The organism is Candidatus Thiodiazotropha sp. AKIB8, assembly GCF_058244675.1.
Genome location: NZ_JBSYOO010000028.1, coordinates 13,071 through 39,891 on the forward strand (window position 1 = coordinate 13,071; position 26,821 = coordinate 39,891).

Consider the following 26,821-nt stretch of genomic DNA (forward strand, 5'->3'; position numbering starts at 1 on the left):
GCCTACTGTTCTTAATTTAGATCTATCCTTGATGTAGAAACCGCTGTACCTCCTGGGTCATATTTCCAACAGAGGTATTTTCTTATGAATCTGAATCACCATGCTAAATATGTCGATGGCTTGTACTATCCGGAGTGTCACCCTGGTTGGGGTGGCTGCGCGGAAGAGCTGTTTCACTATACCTCCCGCTATTTCGCATATGCAGAGGCCTTTTTGCGCAATCTGACAGATCAGCGGCAATTCAATATGTCGGGTTACCAGGCAACCAGATTAAGCACTGGGCAGCGGCGCCTGATGGCAGCCATACTGGCAAACAGACCAGATTGTCGCTCAGCGCGTGATATTACTCAGATTGTTCGTGGGGTTATCAATGGCGAGGAGTCGGTCAGTCATGAACTTACCGATCACTACCAGGATCAGTTGAAAATCATCCCTGAGAATGTGGAGCTGGTCTACTCTGGCAAAGCCCACCACTCTGAGCCCCCCAAAGTGGAACCGCTCGATCCATTTTTAAATTTAGCTGCCAGGCTGAAACTCCCGACGGCTGTAAGGGGGCATCATGTTGAGATTCCCCTGAAAGAACTGGCGCAACATCTGGATTCAAGCAACTCTTCCCTTCGCAACACGCTCCAGGAGACGGTTATTCAACTCCATTTTGCTGGGTATCAGCTAAAAAATCACCCTGGTTTGACCCATAAAGCAGCGAAACAACTTGAAAATGAACAGGCTCGGCTGAGTCGTTTAAACAATCGGCAGCCGCACCTTCACTCAACCTATGAAATTTACTAGTGGGCCGAGGGTTAAGTCCAGTAACTCTCAGAGCACCCCGGGCGACTCCTCTTCCAGATAGGTGTAACCATCCAAACCCAGTTGATAAAAGCGCAGGAAGCTGTTGGCTTCCCGCGCTGAAATCCGGCCTTGAATACGCGCCTGCTGCAACTGACGACGCATCCGGTCAAGCAACACCTTTTCATTAAACTGGACATAATCCAGCACCTCAGAAACCGACTCCCCTGCCACAACCTGCTCTAGTTCATAGTGGTCACCATCCATTCGAACATGTACAGCATGGGTATCCCCAAACAGGTTGTGCAGGTCACCTAAAATCTCCTGGTAGGCACCGGTTAAGAAGATACCGAGCAGATAGGGTTCTCCAGGTCGTTCCTTATGCAGAGGCAAGGTTTTTGATGTGCCATTCTGTAGAGGAAATCTCTCAATCTTGCCATCTGAATCACAGGTGATATCGACCAGGATACCCTGCCTGTCGGGGGATTCACCCAGCCTGTGGATTGGCATCACTGGAAAGACCTGATTGATCGCCCAACTATCAGGCAGAGATTGAAATACTGAGAAATTACAAAAATAGCGATCGGCGGTCTTGGATGAGAGCTCAGGTTCAAGCTGACTCAGTTCAGTCTCATCCATACACCCGCTAATCCTGTTGATCAGACGCCAGTAGAGATCATCAGCATGGGCCCGATCAGAAAGGGTCGCATGGCCCAGGGTAAAGAGCTTATTGATATCCTCCCGAAAGGCAGTGACATCATGTAGTGCCTCTCTGGGCGTCAGATTATCGAAATCGACCAGGGTATCCCATAGTTGACGCAATTGAAGCGGGCTTTCCTGGTCGGGCTCCACTGGCGCAACCTCAGTTGTCCGCCGAGTTGTGCCAATCACATCGACAATCAGCACAGCATGATGAGCAACCAGCGCCCTTCCCGATTCGGAAATGATATGTGGATGAGGCAGAGACGCCTCGTCACAAATCCTTTTCAAGGCCCAGACTATGTCATTGGCATACTCTTGCAGACTATAGTCAACAGAGGAGTTGCTTGCAGAAACACTCCCCTCATAGTTAACCCCAAGACCACCACCAACATCCATAAATTCAATTGGTGCTCCCAGCTGTCTTATTTCGACGTAATAGCGTGCCGCCTCCTGCATCGCCTCTTTGATGTATCTGATTTGAGGCACCTGACTGCCGATGTGGAAATGCAGCAATCTGAGAGATTCCAGCTTAGCCACCTGTTTCAGTTTACTCACGGCCTGTAACAACTCCGAAGGTGAGAGACCGAATTTTGAGTTATCCCCTCCGGAATCCTGCCACATGCCATTACTCGTGGTGGCCATGCGGCAGCGCAGACCAATGAGAGGTTCCACATTCAGTCGTTCAGCAGCATCGAGTATCAGTTCGAGTTCATTGAGTTTTTCCACCACGACAAAGACCTGTTTACCCATCTTTATGCCAATCATGGCGAGGTCGACAAACTCCTGATCCTTATAGCCGTTGCACAGAATCAAACCATCCACATCCTCGAGCATTGCCAGGGTTGCATGCAATTCAGGCTTCGAGCCTGCTTCCAGCCCCCAGTGATAATCAGTACCAAACTCAACGATCTCTTCAATGACCTGACGCTGTTGATTAACCTTGATCGGGTAGACACCAAAGTAGTTACCCCTGTATTCAGCCTGATCAATAGCCACGCTGAACCGTTTACTGATCTGGGCCATGCGACGTTTCAGCATGTCGGAAAAGCGCAAAAGCAGTGGCGGCTTCAACTGTTGCTCGGCAAGTTCTTCGCATAACACCTTCAGGTCGATACGGCGGATACCATCGGTAATGGCCTCTACATGACCCAGGTCATTAATCGAAAAATAGCCACCACCCCATTGAGCAACCTGATAGAGCTTCTCTGCTCGATGAACATCCCAATCTACATCACTACTCATCGACTACTCCAATTTGAGAACCTGTAGCGGACTTATGGTTAAAACCCTGGGACTTGCCCCAGAAGGAGATAGACTTTTGCATCAGCTTGGCTGCCAGCATATCGGAAACCTTGTTTGCCTCAGGTACCAGCTCAACAATGTCCAATCCAGCCAATTCAATGGCGCTGTTTCTCAACAGGGTTTCAACGATGTTTACCCCTTGGTGCCAACTCAAACCACCGGGCTGTGGCGTGCCGACGCCAGAAACCACACCGGGGTCGAATCCATCCAGATCGATGGTCAACCAGACCGGCCCTTTGAGGGAGGCCAGATGATGGAGCATCGATTGCATATACTCAGCTTGCTGAAGCTGCCGGTCGAAATAGGTCGTAATCGAAGTTTCATTGCGGATTATTTTCGCCTCCTCAGCGTGCAGGGAGCGTATACCTATTTGAATCAGTTGGTAGCCTTTCTGCCAGATCCGGTACATCGGGCAGGCATGATTGTAGATCGAACCCTGGTAGCTGGATCTAAGATCGGCATGAGCATCAATCTGAACCACCGTTCCCCCCGAAGGCATGCGGGCAAATACCATTTCCGGGGTTATTGAGTGTTCACCACCGAGTGCGATGAGTAGATTATCTACGGGTAAATCAGCAACCGTTTCAAAAAGTTGCTGATGAAATCTCTCCTCAGTTTCAGCCGATGTGGATAGCGGCTTAAGTACTGTGGATTTCATATATTCACTGGGACACCATCCACCATCCTCCTCATAGAACTCCAGTTGACTGCTGGCGGTCAGAATAGCTTCAGGCCCAAGTCCAGTTCCCCCCTGAAAGGTCACTGTCCGCTCATAGGGAACAGGTAGTATCACTACATCTGCTGCATCGATACTGCTATTGGGTAGATCAAGGTATTTCATGCCGCGAAGTGTGCCAGAAATGGTGCTATCGAGGGAACCTCTGGATCAACCTCAGACGATTCAGGCCATAAAGAGTAGAGTTTAGTGATGCAAAACTGCCAGAGCGCAATCCAGAGCGTCATCTTTTACAGCTGCAACCCGATGGGATGAGGTTATTATTAACCCGGCGACTAAGTATGTTGTCTTCAGGGTTTCAAGCCTGCACTTGATCAAGGCGCGGCTCGCGCCCCGCAGGCAGGCACGCTTCGGCTGAAGACAACATACTTAGTCGCCATGATGATCCGTAGCGCTAATAATTCAGATGCTGCAGTACAGGTAGAGGCCACTGATACCTGATCCTGGTAAGAGAAGCACTCCAGTGGTGTCAAATGAACCTGTCAGAGCTGACTCAACAGTTTGAGAGGTTTAAAGAATAGTGGTTGTATCCGGGTATTTTTCGGTAAGATACAGAGACAGATATTAAACAGGCGGTAGAAGCCGCTCCTTTAAACCAACCGTTTTTGCTAAATTCACTGGATAGACAAATAGATGGAAAGCGCATTACCCACCGAACTCGAAGTTGCTCAGTTGATCGTTGAGACCCTTAATCTGGAAGACGTAACAGCTGATGAGATCGAATCTGACGCCCCCTTATTTCGAGACGGTTTGGGCCTCGACTCAATTGATGCACTGGAACTTTCGTTAGGCATCAAACAGAAGTACGGCATTCAATTGAAGGCTGATGACGAGAATCTGACAGAAATCTTCTCATCTCTATCTAAGTTAACTCGCTACATTTTGGATAATCTCTAGTTGTGTGGAGCGAAAGGGCTAAAGCCGTAGCAGATGACCACCCCTGCCTGGCAGGGCATTTCCCTGGCAACCCAATCGTTCCTGGCACCCTGATTCTTGAGCGTGTGATAGAGCTGCTTGCCAAGCGCTATGCAGAGCACAGAGTGAACGAGATAGTGAATGTTAAGTTCATGCAGCCGTTGATGCCTGGACAGGACTTCGATCTATCCGCTGAGGAAAAAGGTGATTTGATCATTTTCAAATGTGTCGTTGGCAACATCACCATAGTTACAGGCAAGTTGGCCTTGACCAAGACCGGGTCATAACCTTGAGTAGTCGCTGGAAAGGACAGGGGGAGAGAGGCACTTCAGGGGCACTTCGTCTGATTCTCTGGATTGCATTGAATCTAGGGAGATTTGCCGCCCGTTCCCTGCTCTACCCGATCACCCTCTACTTCCTGGTTACGGCTAGCGCCCAAAGACGTGCCTCGAAAGATTATCTGAATCTGGTTCTCGACCGCCCACCGACCCTGCTCGACACAGCCAAACATATCCACACCTTCTCAGCTACCATTCTGGATCGGGTATTCCTGATGGCTGACCGGTATGACTATTTCGAGCTGGAGATCCACAATCACAAGATGATTGCGGAGCATCTGCAGGCCAATCGGGGTTGTATTCTGCTCGGTTCTCACCTGGGCAGCTTTGAAATCCTGAGGGCCACGGCGATTGTAAAGCGGGAGTTACCCCTGAAGATACTGATGTATCCTCAGCACAACGAAATGATGATGCGGGTATTCTCTGAGCTAAATCCTGCGCTCAGCGACAGTATTATCGAGCTGGGTAAGCCTGACACCTTGATACGTGCCCAGGAGGTCGTCGACCAGGGCGGAATCATTGGTCTATTGGGTGACCGCGTTACAGATAGTGCGAAATCAGCTAAATGTAATTTTCTTGGCAGAGAGACTCTGCTGCCACAAGGCCCGATGCTGCTCGCTTCGATTCTGAAATGTCCGGTATTTCTGTTTTTTGGTCTCTACCTGGGTGGAAACAGATACCAAATACGTATTGAACATTTTGCTGATGTTATTGAGTTGGAGAGGGGGCGTCGCAACGAGGCACTCCAGGCATGGACACAACGCTACGCGGACAGAATGGAATATTATGCGCGTATGTCACCATACAACTGGTTCAATTTTTACGATTTCTGGGGGCAGGATGAGACTTCAGAATAGTAATCTGATCTATCGCCTGTTACTTGGGCTGTTTTTGATTACCCTTGCACCAATCTCTGTGGCCGAAGAGTCAGACTGGTCACTGGAATATATGATGAAACAGTGGCAATCGAGCGGAGATCGACATGCCCGGTTTACTGAAGTTCGTGAACTGGCTCTACTCGATCAGCCTATAGAGCAGAGAGGAACCTTGGTGTTTCAGCCACCTGATCGGCTGATAAGAACCCTCGCCCCCCCAAGTGATACCCGCTACGAGATCGAGGGCAACCGGTTAATTCTTTGGCAGGGAGAGAAACAACAGACCCTGTTATTGGACAACCTACCTGAACTGCTTGCCTTCAGTGCCTCCTTCCGATCAGTCCTGGGGGGAGATCTTGAAACATTGAATTCCTTTTTCACGCCAAAGTTGTCCGGAGACAAAAAGGGCTGGATCCTGACCCTTGAGCCCAAGCAGAAAGAACTGGCCGCTAAAATAACTCAAATTGAGATAGAGGGCCGGGAACTGGAAATAGATCGCTACCGGGTGATTGAAACCAACGGCGATCAGATCATCACCCACCTCGCACCTATTCAAAAATGAGTCCGAAGCATCTTCTGAGATCCATCCATTTCAAAATGGATCATGTCAGTAAAACTCACTCTATTGGTAATTGTGATTGAGTGGTTTCTGAGAATGAAGATCAGATATAACACCCTGGTGCTTTGGTTATCTGCACTGCTCCTCTGCAGCTGGTGGGCATTCAGCCAAATCGAAGTGCGCACCGACATGAGCCTGTTTCTTCCTGAAGGCACCGCAGCAGATCAAAAACTGTTGCTCAACGAAATAAATCAGGGAGAGGCCAACCGATTGCTGATGATAGCGATCAAGCAGGGAGATTCGGCGGGAAGAGCCCAGATCAGTCAGCAATTTGCGACTCAGCTTCGTAACAGCCCCTTTTTCGAGCGGGTGGAAAATGGCACCCCCACTACCCTGGTGATCGATCCTCTTCTTTTTAAGTACCGATACCTGATTTCAACTGATGACAGACCCGATAACTACTCTGCAGAGAGGCTCAATGCAGCCCTGGTGCAGCGATTAGAGGAGCTGAAATCACCCTTTCCCACACCTTTCAAAGATCTATTACCTGCTGATCCACTGGGCACCTATCAGTCGATGTTGGGCAGCTGGTTAGCTGAACATAACATCAACAGTGAACAGGGGGTATGGCACTCAAAGGATGGTGAGATGGCTCTGCTTCTGGCTCAGACCAAGGCGGGAGGTATGGATCTCGATCAACAGCAACTGGTGCTTTCCTTCATCAAGACTGAATTTGTCCGTCTCAGTAGTGGCCAACCCTACGAACTGATTGTGAGTGGCCCTGGCACCTTTGGCGTTGAATCGAGAAATATTATTCACAATGAGAGTCAAAGCCTGAGCATCATCGCCTCAATATTGATTGCACTCCTGCTGTTCAGTGCTTATCGATTTCTACCCTATCTATTGATAGCCGCTCTGCCTCTAGCCAGTGCCCTACTGGCTGCGGCGATAGTCTGCCAACTTTTTTTCGGCGAGCTGCATGGCATCACCCTCGCATTTGGAATCACCCTACTTGGGGTGACACTGGATTACCCTATCCACCTGTTCAGTCATCTCCGAAAAGAGCAATCAGTTAAAAAAAGTATGCTGCAGATCTGGAATACTATGCGTTTAGGTGTCTACACCACCTGTATCGCCTATCTGGTTCTATTGACCACCGATTTTTCCGGCTTACGCCAATTGGGTCTTTTTACACTGACCGGCCTGCTGACTGCTGCATTGACAAGCCGTTTTATACTGCCGCAACTTTTTCCCGTAGCTTTTATGCCACCAAAACCCAGGGGAATATCACTATTGAGCAGGTTACTCGGTCAGCGCAGGTGGCCGGTATTGGTGCTTTCTACTGCAGCGATTATCAGTCTGGCAAGCCTGCTCATTTCATACGACACGCTCTGGCAGGATGACATCGCCACCCTCTCTCCACTACCCCAGGCACTTCTGAAACAGGATCGGCAATTACGCCAGCAGCTGCTTAGCGCAGAACCCAACCAGCTAATGCTTATCAGGGGTGATGATCCGGAATCGATACTGCAGACCAGTGAAGCGTTGCGTGAGCGTCTGAAAACTGACCCTGAAGGGCAGATTCTCAATGACATAAAACTACCCAGTGATTATCTTCCCAGTGAGCATAAACAGAGGCTCAGACAACGCGCCCTGCCTGATTCGGAGCAATTATCTGCAAACCTTCAACAGGGGCTGAAGGGAACACCTTTTCGGGAAACGGCTTTCAAGCCCTTCATCAAGGAGATCCAGGAGAGCAGAAGATATTCGCCTTTGAGCTATGCCCAGGCATTGGAGACTGATCTAAAACCACGCCTGCAAAGCATGATCAGGCAGGGACCATCTGACTGGTTTGCATTGATTCCGTTACACACGGATGGCGATTCCGAATCAATTGCAAACTATCTCAACAACGCCTCTCCTGAAGTTCGCTATCTCAATATGAGATCAGAAATCAGTAGTCTCGTGGGAGACTTCAGAGAGCAGATTCTGCAACGAATCGCTTTCGGTAGCCTGCTTATGCTGTTGCTGCTTTGGTACGGTCTGGGTTCATTAAAAGCCGCGTTTAACACACTGATACCGATTGCTGCGGCTATTTTGACTACAGTTGGCCTGTTAAATTTATCAGGAGAGTCCCTCAATCTGTTTCATCTGATCTCGCTGATGCTCGTACTGGGTATCGGAATGGACTACAGCCTCTTCTTCCGGCGCCGTGAGCAGCAGCAGGGAGAGACTTTATTGACGCTGCATGCCTTAAGTGTTTGTGCATTGAGCACTGCTGGCGTGTTTGCGATCCTGGCCAGTTCTTCGATTCCTGTGTTACACGCTATAGGCCAGACAGTCGCTATCGGTGTAGCAATGAGTTATCTTGCCACCTATGCCCTGTCACGAAGAATTTCATAGACTTAAAGGATCAAGCTCAGACTCTTGAAGATGATTGATTACGCAGCCTGAGCTTAGCTAAAAAATAGAAATGAACGGAGTCCAATCCGAATCAAGCAGCCGACTACGCAGACTGGCCCATATTTGCCTGTTTTTGCTGGCACTCGCCTATCCTCTGGCTTTACATGCAGGGGTTGTCAATAAAAGCCTGCTTGCTCCAAGCCTTATTCTGCTTATGCTTCTTGCGGTCTGGGGTGTTCTCGAGCTGTTAAAAGGCCGTCTTAGCGGATGGCTGATCATTCTATTCGCCGCTTTTGGCGCGGCTTGGCTGTTAATTTACAGGCCAGATACAGTCAAGCTTCTACAGCTACCGCCGATAATCATCAATGGTAGCCTGTTTACGTTATTTACAATGACACTGTTACCCGGACAGACACCACTGATAACACGCTTTGCGGAGTTGATGCATAAAGATGAGCGTGACTTGAATGACTACGAGCGTCAATATACCCGCCGAGTCACGCTATTCTGGTCGCTGATGTTCGCTTTTCTGACCATAGAAAGTGCACTCTTAGCCCACTATGCCTCGACAGAAACCTGGTCTCTATTTACTAACTTTATAAACTATCTTTTGGTTATCATGGGGTTACTCATAGAATATCGTATTCGGGAAGTGAAACTGCCACACTTGGAGCACCCCGGTTTTTTGAATTTTGTTCGCTTGGTTCGGAGAATTGAATGGCGGAGCCTGCTTTAAACAGCTCAATACAGTGCAGCATGTTGGTGCATCATCCACAGCAAATCGCTGCCTGGCACCATGGGAGAGGAGTTTCTGCCGATCAGTTCTTTCAGGATGTGGCAAAACTGGCAGCACAGCTACCTGAGATGAAACAGGTCATCAATCTTTGTGATGACAGGTACCACTTTGCTGTCAGTTTTGCAGCGGCTATCGTGCGTCAACAGATTACCCTGATGCCCTCCAATAACACACCAGGTGCAGTAAACAGCCTGTTGCAAGATTGGGGTGACAGCTATTGCCTCACAGATCAGTACCAAAACAGCATTCAAGCCAAACAGCTTTTATTTAACGATCTGCTTCAACTTGAGAGTGATAGCTCACTGCCTCTGCCTCAACAAATCGATCCAGGCCAACAGGTTGCAGTACTGTTCACCTCAGGAACAACCGGTGTCCCCAAGGCCAACCCTAAGACCTGGGGCGAACTGAAAAGCGAGGCGGATAGTGCATTGGCGCGTTTTCCGTTCTTATCCCGTTCAGTCTCTTCACTGGTTGCAACAGTACCTGCCCAGCATATGTACGGACTCGCTACTTCAATATTTTTTCCCTGGCAGGGAGGAATAGCGGTACATACCGGACGCCCACTCTTCCCAGCAGATATTGCATCAGCCCTGGCATTGACCAGTGCCCCAAGAGCACTCATCACCACCCCATTGCACCTGCGGGCCTGCCTGGATGCGGGTATCAGCTGGCCAGAAATATCTTTCATCATATCTGCAACTGCTCCACTCACCAGGGAACTGGCCGCTGAGGTCGAGCAACAACTTCAAACAGAGGTTTATGAGATCTACGGCTCTACAGAGACCGGCTCGATTGCCAGTAGACGTACCCTGAAAGAGGATATCTGGAAACTGTATGAAGGGATTAGTCTGATTGAGGATGAAAATCAGACCTTTGCCAAGGGGGGACATCTACCCCAACCAGTCCCTTTGAACGATAACATCGAGATACTCGGCAAAAAGCGTTTTCTTCTGCGTGGACGTGACAATGATATGTTGAAAATTGCTGGCAAGCGCGCTTCCATCGGCGATCTGAATCAAAAACTTCTTGAGATTCCCGGCATTATTGACGCAGTTTTTGTTCCACCTGCAGATCACAACAATGAGAAACAGCGATTGACCGCCTTGGTCGTGGCGCCCTCACTTACAAAACAGCATATTCTCACTACACTATCTCAATCCATTGATGCTGCTTTTCTGCCCAGACCACTCTATTTCGTTGAGTCACTGCCACGTAATTCCACCGGCAAGCTGCCTCGCGAACAACTCATATCGTTTATTAAAGGGTTAAAATAGCAGCTTGGAACATAGGCTATAAAAAGTAAATTCGACAGGAATCATATTCCTGCCGAATTACCCATAAACACAGGAAGTGTTTAACATTGTCATATTCAGCTACGACTCGCATAATATCCGGCTTCAACTCAAGGTACCCAGGCAGAGTGCTACCCGAAAACATATGACCCCCTTAACTATTTCTCACTACACCCTGACCAACGCACTCGGACGCGGTAGACAGGCTTCTATTGAAGCACTAGCTGCTGGATATAGCGGCTTGAGGCCATGTGACTTGGATAACGTTGATCTATCGACCTGGATTGGTCGCGTCCCGGGTCTGGAGGATATGGCCCTGGATGGCCTATCCACCGAGTTTGATTGCCGCAATAATCGTCTCGCTCAACTTGGACTGCATCAGGATGATTTCCTCGCTGCAGTCAATGATGCCACCGGCCGATATGGCGCAGACCGCATCGGCCTATTCATGGGTACCAGTACATCAGGCATAGCAGCTACAGAAGATGCCTATCGGCAACGTAGAAATGAGTGCCTACCAGCCGATTACAATCCTAAAAGTACCCATAACATAGCCTCTTCAAGCTTCTTCATCCGTCAATATCTGGGTATCAATGGACCGGCTATCACCATCTCCACCGCCTGTTCATCAAGCGCCAAGGTTTTTGCCGCTGCATATCGCTACATTTCCGCAGGCGTCTGTGATGCCGCAATCGTTGGCGGCGTCGATTCACTCTGTCTGACCACCCTCTATGGATTTAATGCGCTCGATCTGGTCTCACCCGAACCATGCCGACCCTGGGATGCTCAACGCAATGGCATCAATATCGGTGAGGCTGCCGGTTTTGCGCTGTTGGAAAAAACCTCTGACGCCCCATCCGGCCCGATGCTGCTGGGGTATGGAGAAAGCTCTGACGCACACCATATGTCAACACCGCACCCTGACGGAGATGGTGCACTCTATGCCATGCAACAGGCCCTGCAGCAAGCAGGGCTGAAAGCAGAAGATATCGACTATATCAATCTTCACGGTACAGCCACCCGCAGTAATGATGCTTCTGAGGATAGAGCGGTCTGCAGGCTATTTGGCGATCAGACCCGTTGCAGCTCAACCAAGGGTTTTACCGGCCATACGCTTGGCGCAGCGGGCATCACTGAGGCGATATTCGCCCTGCTCTGCCTGGAAAAGGGCTTGCTGCCTCAAAATTTACAAACCGAGCAAAAGGATGAAGCGCTACAGGCAAACATACTTTTAAGTAGCGCAGAGGCTCCTCTCAGGCATGTGCTCAGTAACTCCTTTGGTTTTGGCGGCAATAACTGCAGCCTGATTTTTGGAGCATCTTCATGATCAGTGTAGGCGTTCAAAATATCGGCCTTGTTGCCCAGGGTATTAACGACTGGCAGGAAGCAACCCGTCTACTGAGAGGTGAGGCAGATTATGCCGGGGGAGAGTTACCTCTTCTAAAGCCCTCCATGCTGAAACCGAATGAGCGTCGCCGTACGACCAAGACAATTAAGATTGCACTCCAGGCTGCAGAAGAGGCATTGCGCGACTATTCCGATAGTGAAGGCGTTCTCTCTGTATTCAGCTCATCTGAGGGTGATCTCGATATCATTGATCAGATCTGCCTTGCCTTGTCCCAGGAGGATCGCCCGGTATCTCCCACTCAGTTCCACAACTCTGTACATAACGCCCCGGCTGGCTACTGGTCTATCGGCTCTGGATCCCATCAGGGCTCAACCAGCCTGGGGGGACTAGAAGGCAGTTTTGCCACTGGCCTGATGGAAGCCGCCGTGCAGTGTGCAATGGAGAGACGAAGTGTGCTGATGGTCAGCTATGACCAGCCTCCGCCATCCCTACTGGAACCATTCATGCCCATTAGTGCGCCATTCGCCGTGGCCTTGCTGCTGACACCTGAGAGCGGTGGCGCAATCTCAAAATTGAACTTGGAATTGACTCCGGATGGCGAAGAGAGCCGAATGTCAGAGCCAGTTATGGAAGGGTTGCGTAGTTCAGCCCCTGCAGCGCGAAGTCTTCCATTGCTTGAGATGATTTCGAAACAAGCAACATCGAAAATTGTTTTGCCCTATCTCCCAGGTCTGAAGCTGCATGCGGAAACAGCACCATGCTAATTCATCCAATTGAAGGAGAGGAACTTTATACCCTACTCCCCCACTCCGGAGAGATGCGCCTCATCGAAAAAGTTGTCGATTGGAGTGAGCGTGAGATCGACTGTCGAACCCAAACCCATTTGATGCAAAGCAATCCTCTTCGAAGCAACAACCAGCTCTCGGCAGTGCATGCCGCTGAATATGGTGCTCAGGCGATGGCGCTGCATGGTGGGCTACTTGCCCGGAAGTCCGGTGAAACCCAACCTGGTGGCTATCTTGTCAGTTTGCGTGGTGTGAAACTCCACACTCAGCGACTAGACATACTCGATGGCCCGCTGATCGTTGAGGCAAAACAACTCCTGGCCGATTCAGGAAACATGCTATATGATTTCGCCCTCAGAACAGAGCGTACCCCTGTAGCAGAAGGAAGAGCAGCTGTGATTGTACATTCGGAGAAGAGTCAGTGAAACGTGCATTAATCACAGGTGGCAGTGGTGATATCGGCTCTGCAATCTGTCGACGCCTGAGTTCATCTGAAAACCACATTATCGTGCATGCGAACAGCAATCCCGATAGAGCTGAAGCCGTGGCTGAAGAGATTCGGCAATCCGGAGGCAGCGCTGAAACCTCTGTTTTTGATATCACGGAGAGAGTAGCGGCAGAAAAGGCCCTGGAGAAGATTCTTGAGTCAGGACCAATACAAATTCTGGTTCACAATGCAGGTATTCATGATGATGCCCCGCTAGCCGGAATGCAGCCGGAGCAGTGGAACCGGGTCATCGATGTCTCCCTGAATGGTTTTTATAACGTAGCCCAGCCTCTGATGCTGCCCATGCTGTCGACCCGTTGGGGAAGGGTTATCGCCCTATCATCCATTGCCGGGGTGATGGGCAACCGAGGTCAAAGCAACTATGCAGCCGCCAAGGCGGGTCTGCATGGCGCAGTCAAGTCTCTCGCACTGGAACTTGCCTCACGCAGTGTGACGGCAAATACAATTGCACCGGGTATTATTGAAGGCAGTATGGCCTCCTCAACTTTCGATAAAGAGACGATCAAACAGATAGTACCGATGAAACGCCCTGGCACCCCGGACGAAGTAGCCTCCCTGGTGGCCTTTCTTGCCTCTGATGAGGCGGCCTATATCTCGGGACAGATTATCTCAATCAACGGCGCAATGGCCTAAAGATGCGAACCGCAGTCGTTATTCCAGTCTACAATGAATCCGCCACCATACGGGAAGTGGTTTCTGCAGCATTGAAGCAGACAGACGATGTCATTGTTGTCGATGATGGCTCAGTGGATGAAACCCATAAGCAGCTGGATGATCTTAATGTTCATATTGTGCGCCATGAGCAGAACCAGGGAAAAGCCACTGCTCTGCAGAGTGGATTTGATCAGGCAGTGAAACTGAAAGTAGATGCGGTTATCACCCTTGATGGCGATGGACAGCACAGCCCTGGCGAGATTCCCAACCTGATCCAGGCGGCGCAGGAAAACCCTCGCTGCATTATCATTGCTGCTCGCCTCAAACAGCGCCACAACGCCCCCAAATTGCGCCTTTTTGCAAATCAATTCGCAGACTTCTGGGTCTCTTGGGCTTCCGGTTATCCCGTGACGGACTCCCAATCAGGCTTTCGCCTCTATCCTCTGGCTCTGCTTCAGGAGGTACACATAAATACCTCAAAAGAAAAAGGCTTTGTTTTTGAAAGTGAAATTGTGATTGAAGCGGCAAGCCACAGCTTTTATAGTGTATCTGTACCTGTCGAGTCGATATATCACGCAGGAAGGCGTCAGAGCCACTATAAACCATGGACAGATACTTGGCGTATCGTACGAATGATTGCCTGGCGATTGATCCGTAGAGGACTCTATCTCCAAGGCCTATTTCGAAGTCTCGGCATTTTGGCTGACCCACGCAAGCATGCTACATAGTGCCAATCTATGAGATGCAATCCTCGATATAATAATATGGTACAAAGAATTTATTTATAGAAACTACTATTGCAAGGGAGTCCCGATATGAAATTAGTCTCTTTTAGAAACCTGCTGTTCGTCGCTGTGCTGGCGTTTACCCTGGGCTTGATGGGGTGTCGTACAGAAGCGGTTTACAACGTTGAAGAGTCGCCAGTCAATACCATAGGCAAAACCTCTTCCACGAGTATCAAGAAAGCTATTATGTCTGCTGGTGCCGGCCTGGGATGGCGCATGAAGGAGGTGAAACCAGGTCATATCGTAGCAACCATTATGAAACGTGGCACCACTGCTGCTGTCGATATCCCATATAGCAAAAAGACCTATAGTATTGTTTACAAAAGCAGTAATGGTCTGAAATATGACGGTTCCAAGATCAACAAGCAGTACAACAAGTGGATCGTGAACCTGGACAATGCCATTCAATCACGTCTGATTGCCATGTAGTTTATCTCTACTCCGTGCCTTTACCGGCGCGGAGTAGATTTCCAGATAGAATACCTAAAACCAAGCCATGCAGTTTGACCCCGAACGAGGTGCTGTCGATTGGGATGGCCTGTGGACTTTTGCCCTCACCCTTCTGCTGGTATTTTTTGGTCTAGGTATTCCATTATTGATCAGCCTGGCCTATGTCTACCGAATCGCAAAAGTTACAGAGAGCCAGTGCCAATGCGAAAGCCTGTTGGTATTCGGGAAAAGATTGACAAAACAGGGGATCGATGAGGATTACCGAAGAAGACTGGAAAAAACTTTCAGCCTCATGCAAGCCCTCCCCGGATCTAAATTACTTTTGGTCGGTGGTATCGCGCCCGGAGATGATATCAGTGAAGCTCAGGCAGGTCGTGACTATCTGATCGAACAGGGAATTGATCAGAATCGTCTCACTCTGGAGCAGGAATCCCAGAATACCTTGGAAAATCTACGACACGCCAGATCCATGCTCGCTCAGAATGATGCCTATCCTGTGGCACTCATCAGCAACCGCTACCACTTAGCACGAATCGCTACCATCGCCTCCAGTTTGAGCCTACCCCATCAACTCTGTGCCAGTGAATCGACTCTTCAGTTCAGCCCGATTCTAATCCCTCGCTTGATCATCGAAGGCTGGTATGTACTTTGGTTTAATACGGGCAAAACCTGGTCCCATTTGATTCGAAGTAAACGGATGATAAACCGCATTACTTGAATCCATTCCGGGCAGTCGTGGAGATGCCCAGGAATGAGGTAAGAAAGCAGAAAGGCGCGGCTACCCGTATTGTTCACAAGCTTGAGCAACAATATCGACTGTCCGCTCATGATCCCGAACACATGGATTGTCACTATCCCAGACATATCCTGCAAGTACAGAGCAGATCTGCTGCTGCATCTCATCTGGCTTTACTGCGCTGAAAAAGATAGTCGGCAGACGATTGTCATACCAGGCTGTCACAAAGGTTCTGAAAGCATCCACACCCATCATCAGGTGGTCAGCATACTCTGTCTGCCAATCCAGTGACTCACCCTGCAGTTGACGTATCAGGGTTTTTGCCGCGCGATTTGATGATTCCAATGCTAAAGTCACCCCAGAGGAGAATACGGGATCGAGGAATTCAGTCGCATTCCCCATCAGTGCAAAGCCATCACCAAACAACTTTTTCGCCGATATGGAGTAACCATTTATACGGCGTACAGAGAAGGTAAACTCCGCATCCTTCAGGCGAGCTTGAGTATTTGGATTATCGTCGATAATAGCCCGCAATTTTTCATCTGGATCGGCAGGATAACGAGCAAGAAAATCTGGTTTCGCTACCACCCCTACCGAAGTCTTTCCGTTTGAAAATGGGATTATCCACATCCAGGCATTGTCCGGATCATTAAGGGAGCAGATCCATATCCGCCCTTCTGCTTCACCTTCGGGACGAATGTCTCCGGTCACATGGGTAAAGTAGGACTCACGAAGAGGGAGCATGGAGCTTTCATCAAGGTCCAACAGACGAGGCAATACTCGACCATAACCGCTGCCATCCAGAATAAAACGAGCACTCACAGTGGCTTCCTCGCCATTCTCATCTTTCAGCATCGATGTAGAACTGCCATCATCTGCAAATTTCACATCAGTGACACCGTGCCCCCAAAGAATCGGCACCCCGCGGGCCTCCACAGTTTCAGCCAATACCTTATCGAAATCCTCACGAGGTACCTGATAGGTATACTTCCACCCTTTGGTGAATTGCTGAGAGAATTGGAATGTGCAGGTCTCGTCACCCCGTTTAAAGACTGCACCATCCTTGACCATGAATTTTTGCTCCTGAATGGCACTGAGCAGATCCGCCTCTTCCAACAGATCCATACAGCGAGGCAATAAACTCTCTCCAATCACGAAACGGGGAAAACGCTGCTTTTCAACCAGCATACAATCGAAGCCGGCCTTCTGAATCAGGGCAGCAGCCGTGGAACCTGCAGGTCCGGCACCTATAATCAGCACATCAGTTTCATATGTCTTCATGATTTTCCTTCGATTGTTGACTCTTGGGCCAGGCTACTGGAATCTGAGGCCATACCAGGAATACTTCTTCATCCTGATGAACGAATCATGCCATCCCTGACAGTTCAATCTGACTGATACCACTCAGAACTCAAGCACCAAGCCATGCTACTTTACTTTGTTTATGAACAACTTACCAGTGCCAGTAGAGAATAGCCTCGGTAAAATATTGCACTCTATTTTCACTCTTCATAAAACCTCAATCAACCCAGACACGAGCATTTCTGAACAGGCGTAACCAAGGTGCATCCTCTCCCCATCCATCCGGGTGCCAGGAGTGTTGAACAGTTCGAATCACCCGTTCAGGATGTGGCATCATGATGGTGACACGACCGTCGCTGTTACAAAAACCGGTCATTCCCTCCGGTGAACCATTGGGGTTTGCCGGATAACGACTAGCCACCTGGCCACTATTTTCCAGATAGCGCAAAGTCATCAAACCCTGGGCTTGATTCATCTGTTCCGGGTTACGGAATTCAGCCCGTCCCTCTCCATGGGCCACCACAATCGGTAACCGGGAGCCCTGCATACCAGCCAGTAAAATAGAGGGTGACTCGGTGACTTCTACTGTGACAAATCTTGCTTCAAATTGTTCGGAGCGGTTACGCACAAAGTGCGGCCAGTGCTCACTACCCGGAATTAGATCATGTAGATTGGAAAGCATCTGACAACCGTTACAGACTCCCAGCGCAAAGCTGTCTGTACGGTTGAAGAAGGCGTGAAAGGCCTCTCTGGCCCGTTGATTGAAAAGCACTGATTTGGCCCAACCCTCACCTGCGCCGAGCACATCACCATAGGAGAAGCCACCACAAGCCACCAAACCTTTAAACTGATCGAGACTGGTTCGACCTTCGATGATATCCGACATATGTACATCAACAGATTCAAACCCGGCTCTATGGAATGCTGCCGCCATTTCAAGTTGCCCGTTGACCCCCTGCTCTCTGAGAATCGCTATTGCAGGTTTGACGCCTGTGGAGATCATCGGTGCAGTAACATCCTCATCAGGATCAAAACTCAGACTGACCTGCACCCCTGGATCTGCCTCCTCAAGCCGCTGATACTCCTCATCGGCACATTGCGGGTTGTCACGTAGAGACTGCATCTGTCGACTGGTTTCAGACCATGCCTGTTGAAAGACCTTACGATCCTCTGCCAATACAGCACTGCCCGCCCGATTGAAAATAATTTGGTCATCGCTATTCAGCGTTCCTATCACATGACTGCAACGTCCCAGACCAGCATCACTGAGCAACTTCAAAACATCATCAGTATCGTTGTGACGAACCTGTATAACCGCGCCCAGCTCTTCGCTGAAAAGGATCGGTAGATCCTCATCTCCTAAATCATCGATGTCGATGGTAATGCCGCAATGACCTGCAAACGCCATTTCGCACAATAGAGCAAAAAGACCACCATCAGAGCGGTCATGGTAGGCCAGCAATAGATCGTTTTGATTCAACTCCTGCAACAGGCTGAAAAAGCGTTTCAATGCCTCCGGATCATCAAGATCAGCACCGTGGTGACCAATCTCTGCGTAGACCTGGGCGAGTGCCGTTGCACCCAAGCGATTCATGCCTTTACCGAGATCGATGAGAATCAGGTCAGAATCCCCCAGGTCGCTGCGCAACTGAGGTGTTAAAGTCCGCCTGACATCAGAAACTGGCGCAAATGCAGATATGATCAGGGAGATTGGTGCTGTCACAGCACGCTCTTCACCCTGTTCTTGCCATACGGTTTTCATAGACATTGAATCTTTGCCAACGGGTATGGCAATACCCAGTGTCGGACAGAGCTCCAGACCTACAGCCTTTACCGTATCATAGAGTTTTGCATCCTCCCCGGCATGACCGGCAGGCGCCATCCAGTTGGCAGAGAGCTTGATATCCGAGAGCTTTTCGATGGAAGAGGCAGCGATATTGGTGATCGCCTCACCGATCGCCATTCGTCCTGAAGCCGGCGCATCCAACAGGGCCAACGGGGTTCGTTCACCAAGCGCCATGGCTTCACCGGTGTGCCCCATCAATCCTGAAGCAGTCACCGCCACATCAGCCACAGGCACCTGCCAGGGACCAACCATTTGATCCCGCACCACCATACCGGTGATAGAGCGATCACCTATGGTTATCAAAAAGGTCTTATTGGCCACTGTGGGTAGTTTCAGAACCCTCAGTGCAGCCTCTTTGATATCGATATTTGTAAAATCGAGTTCTTGTTTTTTAAAGGTCTTTCGCCGTACATCTTTGAGCATGCGTGGCGGCTTGCCAAATAGCAGATTCATCGGAATATCGATGGGGTTATTATCAAAATGGGCATCACCCAATATGAGTTGCTGCTCATCCACCGCTTCTCCCACAACCGCATAGGGACAGCGTTCCCGCTCACAGATCGCTTTAAACTCCTCCAGTTTGGCCGCATCGACAGCCATTACATAGCGCTCCTGGGACTCATTGCACCAAATCTCCATGGGCGACATGCCCAGATCGTCATTGGGTACAGCCCGCAATTCGAAATGGCCACCCAGTCCTGCATCATGTACCAGTTCAGGCAGTGCATTTGACAGCCCACCTGCACCCACATCGTGAATAAAGAGCACTGGATTGCCATCTCCACGAGTCCAGCAGGCATCTATTACTTCCTGACATCGACGCTGCATTTCCGGATTGGAGCGCTGTACCGAGGCAAAATCGAGATCCTCAGCCGAGGTGCCACTGGCCATACTTGAGGCTGCGCCACCTCCCAGACCGATTAACATTGCCGGACCACCCAACACAACCAGCGGTGAACCCTTTGGAAAGGTGCTCTTTTCGATATGTTCCCGGCGGATGTTGCCCAGCCCACCGGCCAGCATGATTGGCTTGTGGTAGCCACGAATCTCCCGACCATCGGGACCAGGTACTTCAGCTTCATAGGTGCGAAAATAGCCGCACAGATTCGGACGCCCGAACTCATTATTGAATGAGGCGGCACCAATTGGCCCCTCAAGCATGATATCCAGGGCGGAGACGATCCGGCCAGGCTTACCAAAATCAAACTCCCAGGGCATTTCGCCATTGGGGATACGCAGGTTAGAGACTGAAAATCCGCATAATCCAGCTTTGGGTTTAGACCCCTTACCTGTCGCGCCTTCATCACGGATCTCCCCCCCGGAACCCGTTGCTGCACCTGGGTCAGGAGATATCGCAGTAGGGTGGTTATGAGTTTCCACCTTGATCAGAATATTGATCTCTTCCCGGCCATAGCCATAAGTCACCGTCTCTGGGTCGAGAACGAAGCGCTCTGCAGCTGGCCCCTGAATGACCGCTGCATTGTCCTTGTAAGCAGAGAGCACATCTTCAGGAGAGACCTCAGTGGTATTACGAATCATCTTAAAAAGAGAGTGGGCCTGCTCCTCACCATCAATAATCCAGTCAGCATTGAAAATCTTATGACGACAATGCTCGGAATTGGCCTGAGCAAACATCATAAGTTCCACATCGCTTGGATTGCGTTGCAGTGATTGAAAGCTATCCACCAGATACTCAATTTCGTCATCAGAAAGTGCCAGGCCCAAGTCACTGTTTGCTTTCTCCAAAGCATCCAACCCACCATCCAGCACATCGACTTGGTTGTATGGCGCGGGTTGCGCCTGTCTAAACAGACAGCTGGCATCTTCTGCATCAGAGAGCACAATCTCAGTCATACGATCATGCAGCACTGCTGCAGCCTTAACAACACGCTCGGCATCCAGCGGCTGCCCCTCGGCACTGAGATAGTAGGCAATCCCACGTTCAAGTCTCTGCACCTTTGCCAATCCGCAGTGATGAGCGATATCCGTTGCTTTGGATGACCATGGGGAGAGGGTTCCAGGCCGTGGAACCACCAGCAGTAGCGTCCCAGTGGGCTCTCTACTCGGCAGTGCTGGACCATAGCGCAGTATCGTCTGCAGAACCTGCTCTTCAGTTGGCTCGAGTGTCTGTTCCAGATTGGCAAAATGAAGATATTCAGACGCCACATCCACAGATATCTGCAGTTGCTCCGTGAGGCGGTTGGAAAGTTTCTGAAGACGGAAATCGGAAAGTGCAGGGGCGCCACGGAGAATCAACATCGTCATGCCTTTATCTAAAATTCAGGAAGTGGCTAATGATACTCGAAAAAGGCCCTTACCCACAGACTCTATTGGACTGTTTTGAGGATGCTGTTAATACCCTCGAGCAGGGAAAGGGTCGCCTGATTGACTATATTCCAGGCAAAAAAAAGGTAGTCCATCACCTCACAAACGAAACAATGGACTACCATGATTCGGCATATGCCGAAAAGTTCTCCTCCATAGAGATCTGTAGAAACGGATAAAATCAATCGCATCACTCAAGAAATATTTCGAGGAGCGAAATGAAATTCCGCAATGTTAGTCCTTTAAAAGTCGCACTTTCCGATGGGGAATCGAATATAAGTGAACTAATAGATTAACTCATAGAGAGAGTCCTTATGGTGCTCAGGAACAGACGCTGAAACCATACTCTGTGAGTACTGATTGTGATTCGTATTGGGATTGCATGCAGAATAGCTGAGGCAAATTCCCTTTGAATGGCAGATTTAAGTCCCTCTTCCTGAAAAATCCGTAACGCCATGTTCAACATCACTGTTGATAGCCGCTAGCCTACTCCAGTTCAGAATAAGTTCAAGCTCTTAAACTGTGCACTTGATCAAAAAATAGAGATCTTTTGAGAACTACAGCACTCATTGAGGAATTGGGATATAGATCACACAGATAATCTTATCTGGCTCATATTGACTATTCTCAATGAAAGCAAAATGCAGGAATGGTGAAATACGATCAAGTCAGCTGGAAAAGCACTTCTTTTCTGGTGGCTTATCTCCTCCATCCTCCTTTGGTATAGCCGCTTCGACGAAATGACGAAGCGGTTTTTTTTTATCCACCTTCATATCGCAAACCAGGCCCAATAGCACTTTAGCAGCGAGACTCCATCAGCGGATCACTTTCAGCTCACAAACGACCATACATTTGCAATCTATGCCTTAAACGCATCTCGGTTTCAGGCTTGATCATATCCCACTCAAACCGCCATCCCCAGTTCCCCTCTGTGGTACCCGGGGTGTTCATACGGTGTTCACCATCGAGTCCCAGAATATCCTGAAACGGTAAGATTGCGAGATTGGCCCGTGAAGCCAATGCCGATCTGATGAGTGGCCAGGGCATTACCTCCCTCGGTTTACCCAGGTAGTCATCAACAAATTCCCGGGATGCGTCGTCCAACGCTTTATACCAGCCCAACGTCGTGTCGTTATCATGGGTGCCGGTGTAGACAACAGAGTCTGTTGTGTGGTGGAAAGGTAGATAAGGGTTATCAGCCCCCCCAGAGAAGGCAAACTGCAGAATTTTCATTCCAGGCATACCATATGACGTGCGCAAGGCATCAACCTGTGGAGTAATAACGCCTAGATCCTCGGCAACCAGCTCCAGATGAGGTAGCTTCTCGAAAAGCAGACCAAAAAAAAGATCTCCCGGCGCCTCCACCCAATGTCCATTTTCCGCTGTCTCTTCCTCAGCAGGGATCTCCCAATAGGCTTCAAAACCTCGAAAATGATCGATTCTTAAAAAATCAAAAAGAGTAGCTTGGGCCTTGAGTCGATCGACCCAGAAACTAAAGTCATCCAGCTGCATCTTTTCCCAACAATAGAGCGGATTTCCCCAGCGCTGCCCGGTCGCAGAAAAATAGTCGGGCGGAACACCTGCGACAACTCTTGGATGTCCGTCTTCCATGAGATCGAAAATCTCTCGATTAGCCCATACCTCTGCACTGTCATGAGCAACAAAAATCGGTACATCACCGAATAACAGCACACCTTGTTCATTGGCATACTGTTTGAGACACATCCACTGTGTATAGAACAGATACTGCTCGAAACGCACATACTCGATGGCATCTTTCAAACGAGCCCTTGCCATAGCAAGCGCTTGAGGTTCACGATCCCTCAGGGGTTTGTACCAATCCCACCAACAAGCCTTCTCTTCCAGACTCAACGCCTGAAAAAGTGCGTAATCTTCTAACCAATGTTTGTGTTCAGCAATAAAACGTTGATATTCGTGACGCTCCTCCTCACTGGCACACTCATTGAATCTGTCGCAGGATTTTTTTATCGCCTCGGATTTGTCTTCATCGCTAATCGTTTCACCTGGCGCTTCATTCAACCAGCCCCGTTCCAGAAGCATCTCCAAACTGATCAATCTGGGATTTCCCGCATAGACCGAACTGCTTTGATAGGGCGAGTTATCATGCATTGTCGGACCAATCGGCAATATCTGCCAAACAGTCATGCCGGATGCAACTAGAAAGTCGACAAAACAGTAGGCACTACTCCCTAGATCACCGACAGGACCCGGTCCCGGTAGAGAAGTAATGTGCAGCAGAACACCAGCTCTTCGGGAAGTCAGCAAGCGATGAACAGGTTGAAGCTGCGGATCTTCGGCTTCACTCATACGATTTTCTCATCGACATACCCCTATGATTCTGAGCAAAGATTCAGTCATTCTTTTTCATCACTCCACCCTGAACTGGTGCGCCATTGCCCACTGCAAAAACCTTGGTGAGATAGTCTGGTATGGGCTCACCCAACAACTCAAAAAGATGTGACAGCTGACTTCGAAATAGCTGCTCAAAATCGCTCACTGTAGATTCAGGATTGTAATCCCCAAACCACCAAAACCAGTCAGAGCCTTCGCAGATCGCCAGCTGTTTTTCGATCTCCTGGAGCTGTTCATCAGAAAAAGTTTTACTTTCCAACACTGCGTCGTAGGTCTTTTTAGCTTCTCCCAACATATCCCAGGCACGGTTCTTGTCCCGATCGCCTATCCAGGTTGTAAAGGTGCCATAGACCCAGCTGCCTCCCACGACCTTCGATAATCTTGGGGAGAGCTTTTTCTGTCGCTCCAACACCTCGGAAAACGTGGTCAGATTTAAACGGGGATGCTCAGAAAGTCTCTTATACATTGCACTAAGGAAATAACTGCCATTGTAGGGATAGTACTCCCAGGCATTTTCACCATCCATAATGATAGAGACCACAGCATCTTCGTCACCTTCACAGGCATCCGCAATATTTACCAGGTGATTAATAAAATCCCCTACTGCGTCATCGGCATGCCACTCACCATAGGTAAAACCGATCAGGTCTGATAGTCCATCATCACGAAAGAACATATTGAGATGCCCTTCCTGCACATGATATGGGGAGTGAACCCAGTTATCGGGCAGGGGCGCGTCCCCTCCTCCGGCCATCAGACTGTTACTGAGTACCTGCTGACCTGTTGCAGCCCAGGTGAAGCCCTCCTCTTCCAGCATTTTAACAGTCGCCTCACTTACACCACCCTCAGATGGCCAACATCCATTTGGTCTGAAGCCAAAATGCTTTTCAAATACTTCCAAACCCTTACGTACATGCCATCGTGCACGTGACTCACCACCAGGGTATTGCTCCAATTCGGGCATGTGTATGGAAGGTAAAGCCTCTTTGGCTGCATCCATATCGATCATTAAAGGAATGATCGGATGAGCATAGGGGGTCACAGAAAGTTCCACATTGCCACTTTTCGCTAGTTCAGCATAGCGACCAGGCAACCCTTTCAGAACTTCCCCTATCAACTCCATCATGCGTCGACGATCGTCATTATTGTATCCATGCCCTTTTGCCTGCAGTGATCTGACACGGATATCATTTACCCGCTGGCACTCCCCCACCCAAGCCAAGTGATACCAGACAAGAAGATCGATCAGGCACTGGTCATTCAGATAGCCAACCATCTTGTCATTTTCCAGTGTATGCTTAACCAGATCCGCCAGTTCATTGAAATGTTTGAAACGACCAATTAAACGTTGCTCATTGGCCCTCAAACAGGCACTGGCCAGTGCTTTGCGAGATTCATCATCAACTGGAAGTCCGGGGCCTGCCAAAGCAGCAAGCAAGGGGTCTTTTATCAGACGCCCCCGTGTTAACCAAGCCTGAATCTGTTCACTGTAATCGTCAATCTGCTCAAGTAATACAGGTGCGAAATTCACCACAGCCTTGGCATTAGGAACATGCTCAAGATGCGCTGCCATGTCGGAATAATCCTTTAATCCGTGCAGGTATACCCAGGGTAAAAGATAGTCACTACCCTCTGGCCCTTTGTAGTAGGGCTGGTGCATATGCCAACAAAAGACTATTTGCAGGCGATTGTCCTGCTTCTTGCTACCTGACATGGTGTAAAACCTGACCCAGCATTTCCGGAGTCACCAATACAACACCCTTTTCACTTACATAAAATCGTTCAACATCAGACTCTGGATCTTCTCCGATAATCGTGCCTTCTGGAATATCGCAACCCCGGTCGATTACAGCCTTGTTGATTCTACAATTTCGCCCAATATTGACATCAGGCAGAACAACGGTCTCATTCACTGTGCTATAGGAGTTGACCCGTACATTTGAAAACAGCAGTGAATTGGTCACTTTAGCCCCGGATATTACACACCCCCCGGAGACCATCGAGTCAACCGCCATACCACGACGCTCTTCGTCATCGAAGACAAACTTAGCTGGAGGCAGTTGCTCCTGATAGGTCCAGATCGGCCAACTGCGATCATAGAGATTCAGAGGTGGAGTGACACCGATCAATTCAAGATTCGCTGTCCAGAAGGCGTCAATGGTACCGACATCCCGCCAATAGGCCTGCTTACCACTACTTGAGTCTGTAAATGGATAAGCATATACCCGATATTTTTCAATTACCTTGGGAATGATGTCTTTACCAAAATCGTGAGAAGATTGAGGTGTATCAGCATCCCGGATGAGTTGCTCGAAGAGAAACTTCCTGTTGAACACATAGATACCCATGGAGGCCAACGCCAGATTGTCGTGTCCGGGGATTGGTTTTGGATCTGCTGGTTTTTCAGCGAATTCACTTACCCAGTTGTCTTCGTCCACCGTCATCACACCGAACTCCTTGGCGCTCTCCAGGTCAACAGTCAAACAACCTACAGTCATATCGGCACCAGATTCAACATGTTCGGCAATCATGGTGCCATAATCCATCTTGTATATGTGGTCACCCGCCAGAATCAGAACATAATCGGGATTATGGCTACGCAGAATATCCAGATTCTGATAGACCGCATCAGCAGTACCCTCATACCAACTGCTCTCAATACGCTGCTGAGCTGGGAGTAGTTCTACGAACTCGCCGAATTCGCCGCGCAGAAAATTCCACCCTCGCTGTATATGAAGCAGCAGTGAATGTGCCTTGTACTGGGTTAAGACACCAACCCGTCTTATACCCGAATTAATACAATTGGATAGTGGGAAATCAACAATACGAAATTTGCCGCCGAATGGAACTGCAGGCTTAGAACGCCATTTAGTCAGGTGCTTAAGCCTGGAACCGCGTCCCCCCGCTAAGATCAGCGCAAGAGTGTTTCTTGTCAATCGACTGACAAAGCGCTGGCTCTGGTCTATCATCGAGTGTTCCTCCATAGCCGGGTTGGCCAACTTTAT

At 49.4% G+C, this 26,821-nt stretch carries 23 protein-coding genes; 16 read left to right on the forward strand and 7 right to left on the reverse strand.

Going from position 1 to position 26,821, the window contains the following annotated elements; translation table 11 throughout:
• Nucleotides 1-84: 84 nt before the first annotated feature.
• The gene (locus AC4IFB_RS05675) at nucleotides 85-789 is read left to right on the forward strand and encodes an endonuclease (protein ID WP_490779634.1); all 705 of its coding nucleotides are present in this window, start codon (nucleotides 85-87) and stop codon (nucleotides 787-789) included.
• A 27-nt stretch (nucleotides 790-816) separates the two neighbouring features.
• Here AC4IFB_RS05675 and speA read toward each other — a convergent pair whose 3' ends face one another.
• The gene (gene speA, locus AC4IFB_RS05680; RefSeq protein ID WP_490779635.1) at nucleotides 817-2,730 is read right to left on the reverse strand and encodes a biosynthetic arginine decarboxylase; all 1,914 of its coding nucleotides are present in this window, start codon (nucleotides 2,728-2,730) and stop codon (nucleotides 817-819) included.
• Nucleotides 2,723-3,631 carry an agmatinase gene (speB, locus tag AC4IFB_RS05685; RefSeq protein ID WP_490779636.1) on the reverse strand — a complete coding sequence of 303 codons (909 nt, stop codon included), beginning with the start codon at nucleotides 3,629-3,631 and terminating at the stop codon, nucleotides 2,723-2,725. Before speB ends, speA begins: the two co-directional genes overlap by 8 nt.
• A 528-nt stretch (nucleotides 3,632-4,159) precedes the next feature.
• On the opposite strand from speB, the gene AC4IFB_RS05690 reads away from it, so the two are divergent.
• The 14 genes from AC4IFB_RS05690 to AC4IFB_RS05755 all read left to right on the forward strand — a co-directional run bounded on the left by AC4IFB_RS05690 (nucleotide 4,160) and on the right by AC4IFB_RS05755 (nucleotide 15,952).
• Nucleotides 4,160-4,423 carry a phosphopantetheine-binding protein gene (locus AC4IFB_RS05690; RefSeq protein ID WP_490777500.1) on the forward strand — a complete coding sequence of 88 codons (264 nt, stop codon included), beginning with the start codon at nucleotides 4,160-4,162 and terminating at the stop codon, nucleotides 4,421-4,423.
• 2 nt (nucleotides 4,424-4,425) lie between these two features.
• The gene (locus AC4IFB_RS05695; protein WP_490779637.1) at nucleotides 4,426-4,728 is read left to right on the forward strand and encodes an ApeI family dehydratase; all 303 of its coding nucleotides are present in this window, start codon (nucleotides 4,426-4,428) and stop codon (nucleotides 4,726-4,728) included.
• Between the two features lie 2 nt (nucleotides 4,729-4,730).
• Nucleotides 4,731-5,636 carry a lysophospholipid acyltransferase family protein gene (locus tag AC4IFB_RS05700; RefSeq protein WP_490779638.1) on the forward strand — a complete coding sequence of 302 codons (906 nt, stop codon included), beginning with the start codon at nucleotides 4,731-4,733 and terminating at the stop codon, nucleotides 5,634-5,636.
• Complete coding sequence (locus AC4IFB_RS05705; protein WP_490779639.1) at nucleotides 5,620-6,216, forward strand: LolA family protein; 597 nt, start codon at nucleotides 5,620-5,622, stop codon at nucleotides 6,214-6,216. Before AC4IFB_RS05700 ends, AC4IFB_RS05705 begins: the two co-directional genes overlap by 17 nt.
• Nucleotides 6,217-6,309: 93 nt before the next feature.
• Nucleotides 6,310-8,616, forward strand: coding sequence for an MMPL family transporter (locus AC4IFB_RS05710; protein ID WP_490779640.1), 2,307 nt, complete (start codon nucleotides 6,310-6,312; stop codon nucleotides 8,614-8,616).
• Nucleotides 8,617-8,686: 70 nt separating this feature from the next.
• The gene (locus AC4IFB_RS05715) at nucleotides 8,687-9,352 is read left to right on the forward strand and encodes a COG4648 family protein (protein WP_490777495.1); all 666 of its coding nucleotides are present in this window, start codon (nucleotides 8,687-8,689) and stop codon (nucleotides 9,350-9,352) included.
• Complete coding sequence (locus tag AC4IFB_RS05720) at nucleotides 9,334-10,686, forward strand: AMP-binding protein (protein ID WP_490779641.1); 1,353 nt, start codon at nucleotides 9,334-9,336, stop codon at nucleotides 10,684-10,686. The genes AC4IFB_RS05715 and AC4IFB_RS05720 overlap by 19 nt, the downstream gene beginning before the upstream one ends.
• Before the next feature lie 163 nt (nucleotides 10,687-10,849).
• Nucleotides 10,850-12,031, forward strand: coding sequence for a beta-ketoacyl-[acyl-carrier-protein] synthase family protein (locus AC4IFB_RS05725; protein WP_490779729.1), 1,182 nt, complete (start codon nucleotides 10,850-10,852; stop codon nucleotides 12,029-12,031).
• The gene (locus AC4IFB_RS05730) at nucleotides 12,028-12,816 is read left to right on the forward strand and encodes a beta-ketoacyl synthase chain length factor (RefSeq protein ID WP_490777492.1); all 789 of its coding nucleotides are present in this window, start codon (nucleotides 12,028-12,030) and stop codon (nucleotides 12,814-12,816) included. Before AC4IFB_RS05725 ends, AC4IFB_RS05730 begins: the two co-directional genes overlap by 4 nt.
• Entirely contained in the window at nucleotides 12,810-13,262 is a 453-nt protein-coding gene (locus AC4IFB_RS05735) for a hotdog family protein (RefSeq protein ID WP_490777491.1), read from the forward strand. Before AC4IFB_RS05730 ends, AC4IFB_RS05735 begins: the two co-directional genes overlap by 7 nt.
• The gene (gene fabG, locus AC4IFB_RS05740; RefSeq protein ID WP_490777490.1) at nucleotides 13,259-13,978 is read left to right on the forward strand and encodes a 3-oxoacyl-ACP reductase FabG; all 720 of its coding nucleotides are present in this window, start codon (nucleotides 13,259-13,261) and stop codon (nucleotides 13,976-13,978) included. The genes AC4IFB_RS05735 and fabG overlap by 4 nt, the downstream gene beginning before the upstream one ends.
• Before the next feature lie 2 nt (nucleotides 13,979-13,980).
• A complete protein-coding gene (locus tag AC4IFB_RS05745) occupies nucleotides 13,981-14,727 on the forward strand; it encodes a glycosyltransferase family 2 protein (protein WP_490777489.1) in 747 nt (248 codons plus the stop codon).
• An 87-nt stretch (nucleotides 14,728-14,814) separates the two neighbouring features.
• Entirely contained in the window at nucleotides 14,815-15,213 is a 399-nt protein-coding gene (locus tag AC4IFB_RS05750; RefSeq protein ID WP_490777488.1) for a hypothetical protein, read from the forward strand.
• A 67-nt stretch (nucleotides 15,214-15,280) separates the two neighbouring features.
• Nucleotides 15,281-15,952, forward strand: a complete 672-nt coding sequence (locus AC4IFB_RS05755; protein WP_490777487.1) for a YdcF family protein — start codon at nucleotides 15,281-15,283, stop codon at nucleotides 15,950-15,952.
• A 60-nt stretch (nucleotides 15,953-16,012) separates the two neighbouring features.
• On the opposite strand, the gene AC4IFB_RS05760 is transcribed toward AC4IFB_RS05755, so the two are convergent.
• Both AC4IFB_RS05760 and purL read right to left on the reverse strand, forming a co-directional pair.
• Entirely contained in the window at nucleotides 16,013-17,251 is a 1,239-nt protein-coding gene (locus tag AC4IFB_RS05760) for an NAD(P)/FAD-dependent oxidoreductase (protein WP_490779642.1), read from the reverse strand.
• A 238-nt stretch (nucleotides 17,252-17,489) separates the two neighbouring features.
• Nucleotides 17,490-21,377, reverse strand: coding sequence for a phosphoribosylformylglycinamidine synthase (gene purL, locus AC4IFB_RS05765; RefSeq protein ID WP_490779730.1), 3,888 nt, complete (start codon nucleotides 21,375-21,377; stop codon nucleotides 17,490-17,492).
• 35 nt (nucleotides 21,378-21,412) lie between these two features.
• On the opposite strand from purL, the gene AC4IFB_RS05770 reads away from it, so the two are divergent.
• Entirely contained in the window at nucleotides 21,413-21,622 is a 210-nt protein-coding gene (locus AC4IFB_RS05770) for a hypothetical protein (RefSeq protein ID WP_490779643.1), read from the forward strand.
• A gap of 655 nt (nucleotides 21,623-22,277) precedes the next feature.
• Here the strand turns inward: AC4IFB_RS05770 and malQ are convergent.
• The 3 genes from malQ to glgC are packed head-to-tail and all read right to left on the reverse strand — an operon-like array spanning nucleotide 22,278 to nucleotide 26,785.
• Nucleotides 22,278-23,771 carry a 4-alpha-glucanotransferase gene (gene malQ / locus AC4IFB_RS05775; RefSeq protein ID WP_490777485.1) on the reverse strand — a complete coding sequence of 498 codons (1,494 nt, stop codon included), beginning with the start codon at nucleotides 23,769-23,771 and terminating at the stop codon, nucleotides 22,278-22,280.
• A gap of 43 nt (nucleotides 23,772-23,814) precedes the next feature.
• Entirely contained in the window at nucleotides 23,815-25,530 is a 1,716-nt protein-coding gene (locus AC4IFB_RS05780; RefSeq protein WP_490779644.1) for a glycoside hydrolase family 57 protein, read from the reverse strand.
• Nucleotides 25,520-26,785 carry a glucose-1-phosphate adenylyltransferase gene (gene glgC, locus AC4IFB_RS05785; RefSeq protein ID WP_490777483.1) on the reverse strand — a complete coding sequence of 422 codons (1,266 nt, stop codon included), beginning with the start codon at nucleotides 26,783-26,785 and terminating at the stop codon, nucleotides 25,520-25,522. The genes AC4IFB_RS05780 and glgC overlap by 11 nt, the downstream gene beginning before the upstream one ends.
• Nucleotides 26,786-26,821 lie beyond the last annotated feature (36 nt).

Excerpts from the sequence above, each read along its gene's own strand:
- AC4IFB_RS05675 (WP_490779634.1), top strand. The coding sequence starts at position 85 with ATGAATCTGAATCACCATGCTAAATATGTCGATGGCTTGTACTATCCG.
- speA (WP_490779635.1), bottom strand. The coding sequence starts at position 2,730 with ATGAGTAGTGATGTAGATTGGGATGTTCATCGAGCAGAGAAGCTCTAT.
- speB (WP_490779636.1), bottom strand. The coding sequence starts at position 3,631 with ATGAAATACCTTGATCTACCCAATAGCAGTATCGATGCAGCAGATGTA.
- AC4IFB_RS05690 (WP_490777500.1), top strand. The coding sequence starts at position 4,160 with ATGGAAAGCGCATTACCCACCGAACTCGAAGTTGCTCAGTTGATCGTT.
- AC4IFB_RS05705 (WP_490779639.1), top strand. The coding sequence starts at position 5,620 with ATGAGACTTCAGAATAGTAATCTGATCTATCGCCTGTTACTTGGGCTG.
- AC4IFB_RS05710 (WP_490779640.1), top strand. The coding sequence starts at position 6,310 with ATGAAGATCAGATATAACACCCTGGTGCTTTGGTTATCTGCACTGCTC.
- AC4IFB_RS05715 (WP_490777495.1), top strand. The coding sequence starts at position 8,687 with ATGAACGGAGTCCAATCCGAATCAAGCAGCCGACTACGCAGACTGGCC.
- AC4IFB_RS05720 (WP_490779641.1), top strand. The coding sequence starts at position 9,334 with ATGGCGGAGCCTGCTTTAAACAGCTCAATACAGTGCAGCATGTTGGTG.
- AC4IFB_RS05725 (WP_490779729.1), top strand. The coding sequence starts at position 10,850 with ATGACCCCCTTAACTATTTCTCACTACACCCTGACCAACGCACTCGGA.
- AC4IFB_RS05730 (WP_490777492.1), top strand. The coding sequence starts at position 12,028 with ATGATCAGTGTAGGCGTTCAAAATATCGGCCTTGTTGCCCAGGGTATT.
- AC4IFB_RS05735 (WP_490777491.1), top strand. The coding sequence starts at position 12,810 with ATGCTAATTCATCCAATTGAAGGAGAGGAACTTTATACCCTACTCCCC.
- AC4IFB_RS05745 (WP_490777489.1), top strand. The coding sequence starts at position 13,981 with ATGCGAACCGCAGTCGTTATTCCAGTCTACAATGAATCCGCCACCATA.
- AC4IFB_RS05750 (WP_490777488.1), top strand. The coding sequence starts at position 14,815 with ATGAAATTAGTCTCTTTTAGAAACCTGCTGTTCGTCGCTGTGCTGGCG.
- AC4IFB_RS05755 (WP_490777487.1), top strand. The coding sequence starts at position 15,281 with ATGCAGTTTGACCCCGAACGAGGTGCTGTCGATTGGGATGGCCTGTGG.
- AC4IFB_RS05760 (WP_490779642.1), bottom strand. The coding sequence starts at position 17,251 with ATGAAGACATATGAAACTGATGTGCTGATTATAGGTGCCGGACCTGCA.
- purL (WP_490779730.1), bottom strand. The coding sequence starts at position 21,377 with ATGTTGATTCTCCGTGGCGCCCCTGCACTTTCCGATTTCCGTCTTCAG.
- AC4IFB_RS05770 (WP_490779643.1), top strand. The coding sequence starts at position 21,413 with ATGATACTCGAAAAAGGCCCTTACCCACAGACTCTATTGGACTGTTTT.
- malQ (WP_490777485.1), bottom strand. The coding sequence starts at position 23,771 with ATGAGTGAAGCCGAAGATCCGCAGCTTCAACCTGTTCATCGCTTGCTG.
- AC4IFB_RS05780 (WP_490779644.1), bottom strand. The coding sequence starts at position 25,530 with ATGTCAGGTAGCAAGAAGCAGGACAATCGCCTGCAAATAGTCTTTTGT.
- glgC (WP_490777483.1), bottom strand. The coding sequence starts at position 26,785 with ATGATAGACCAGAGCCAGCGCTTTGTCAGTCGATTGACAAGAAACACT.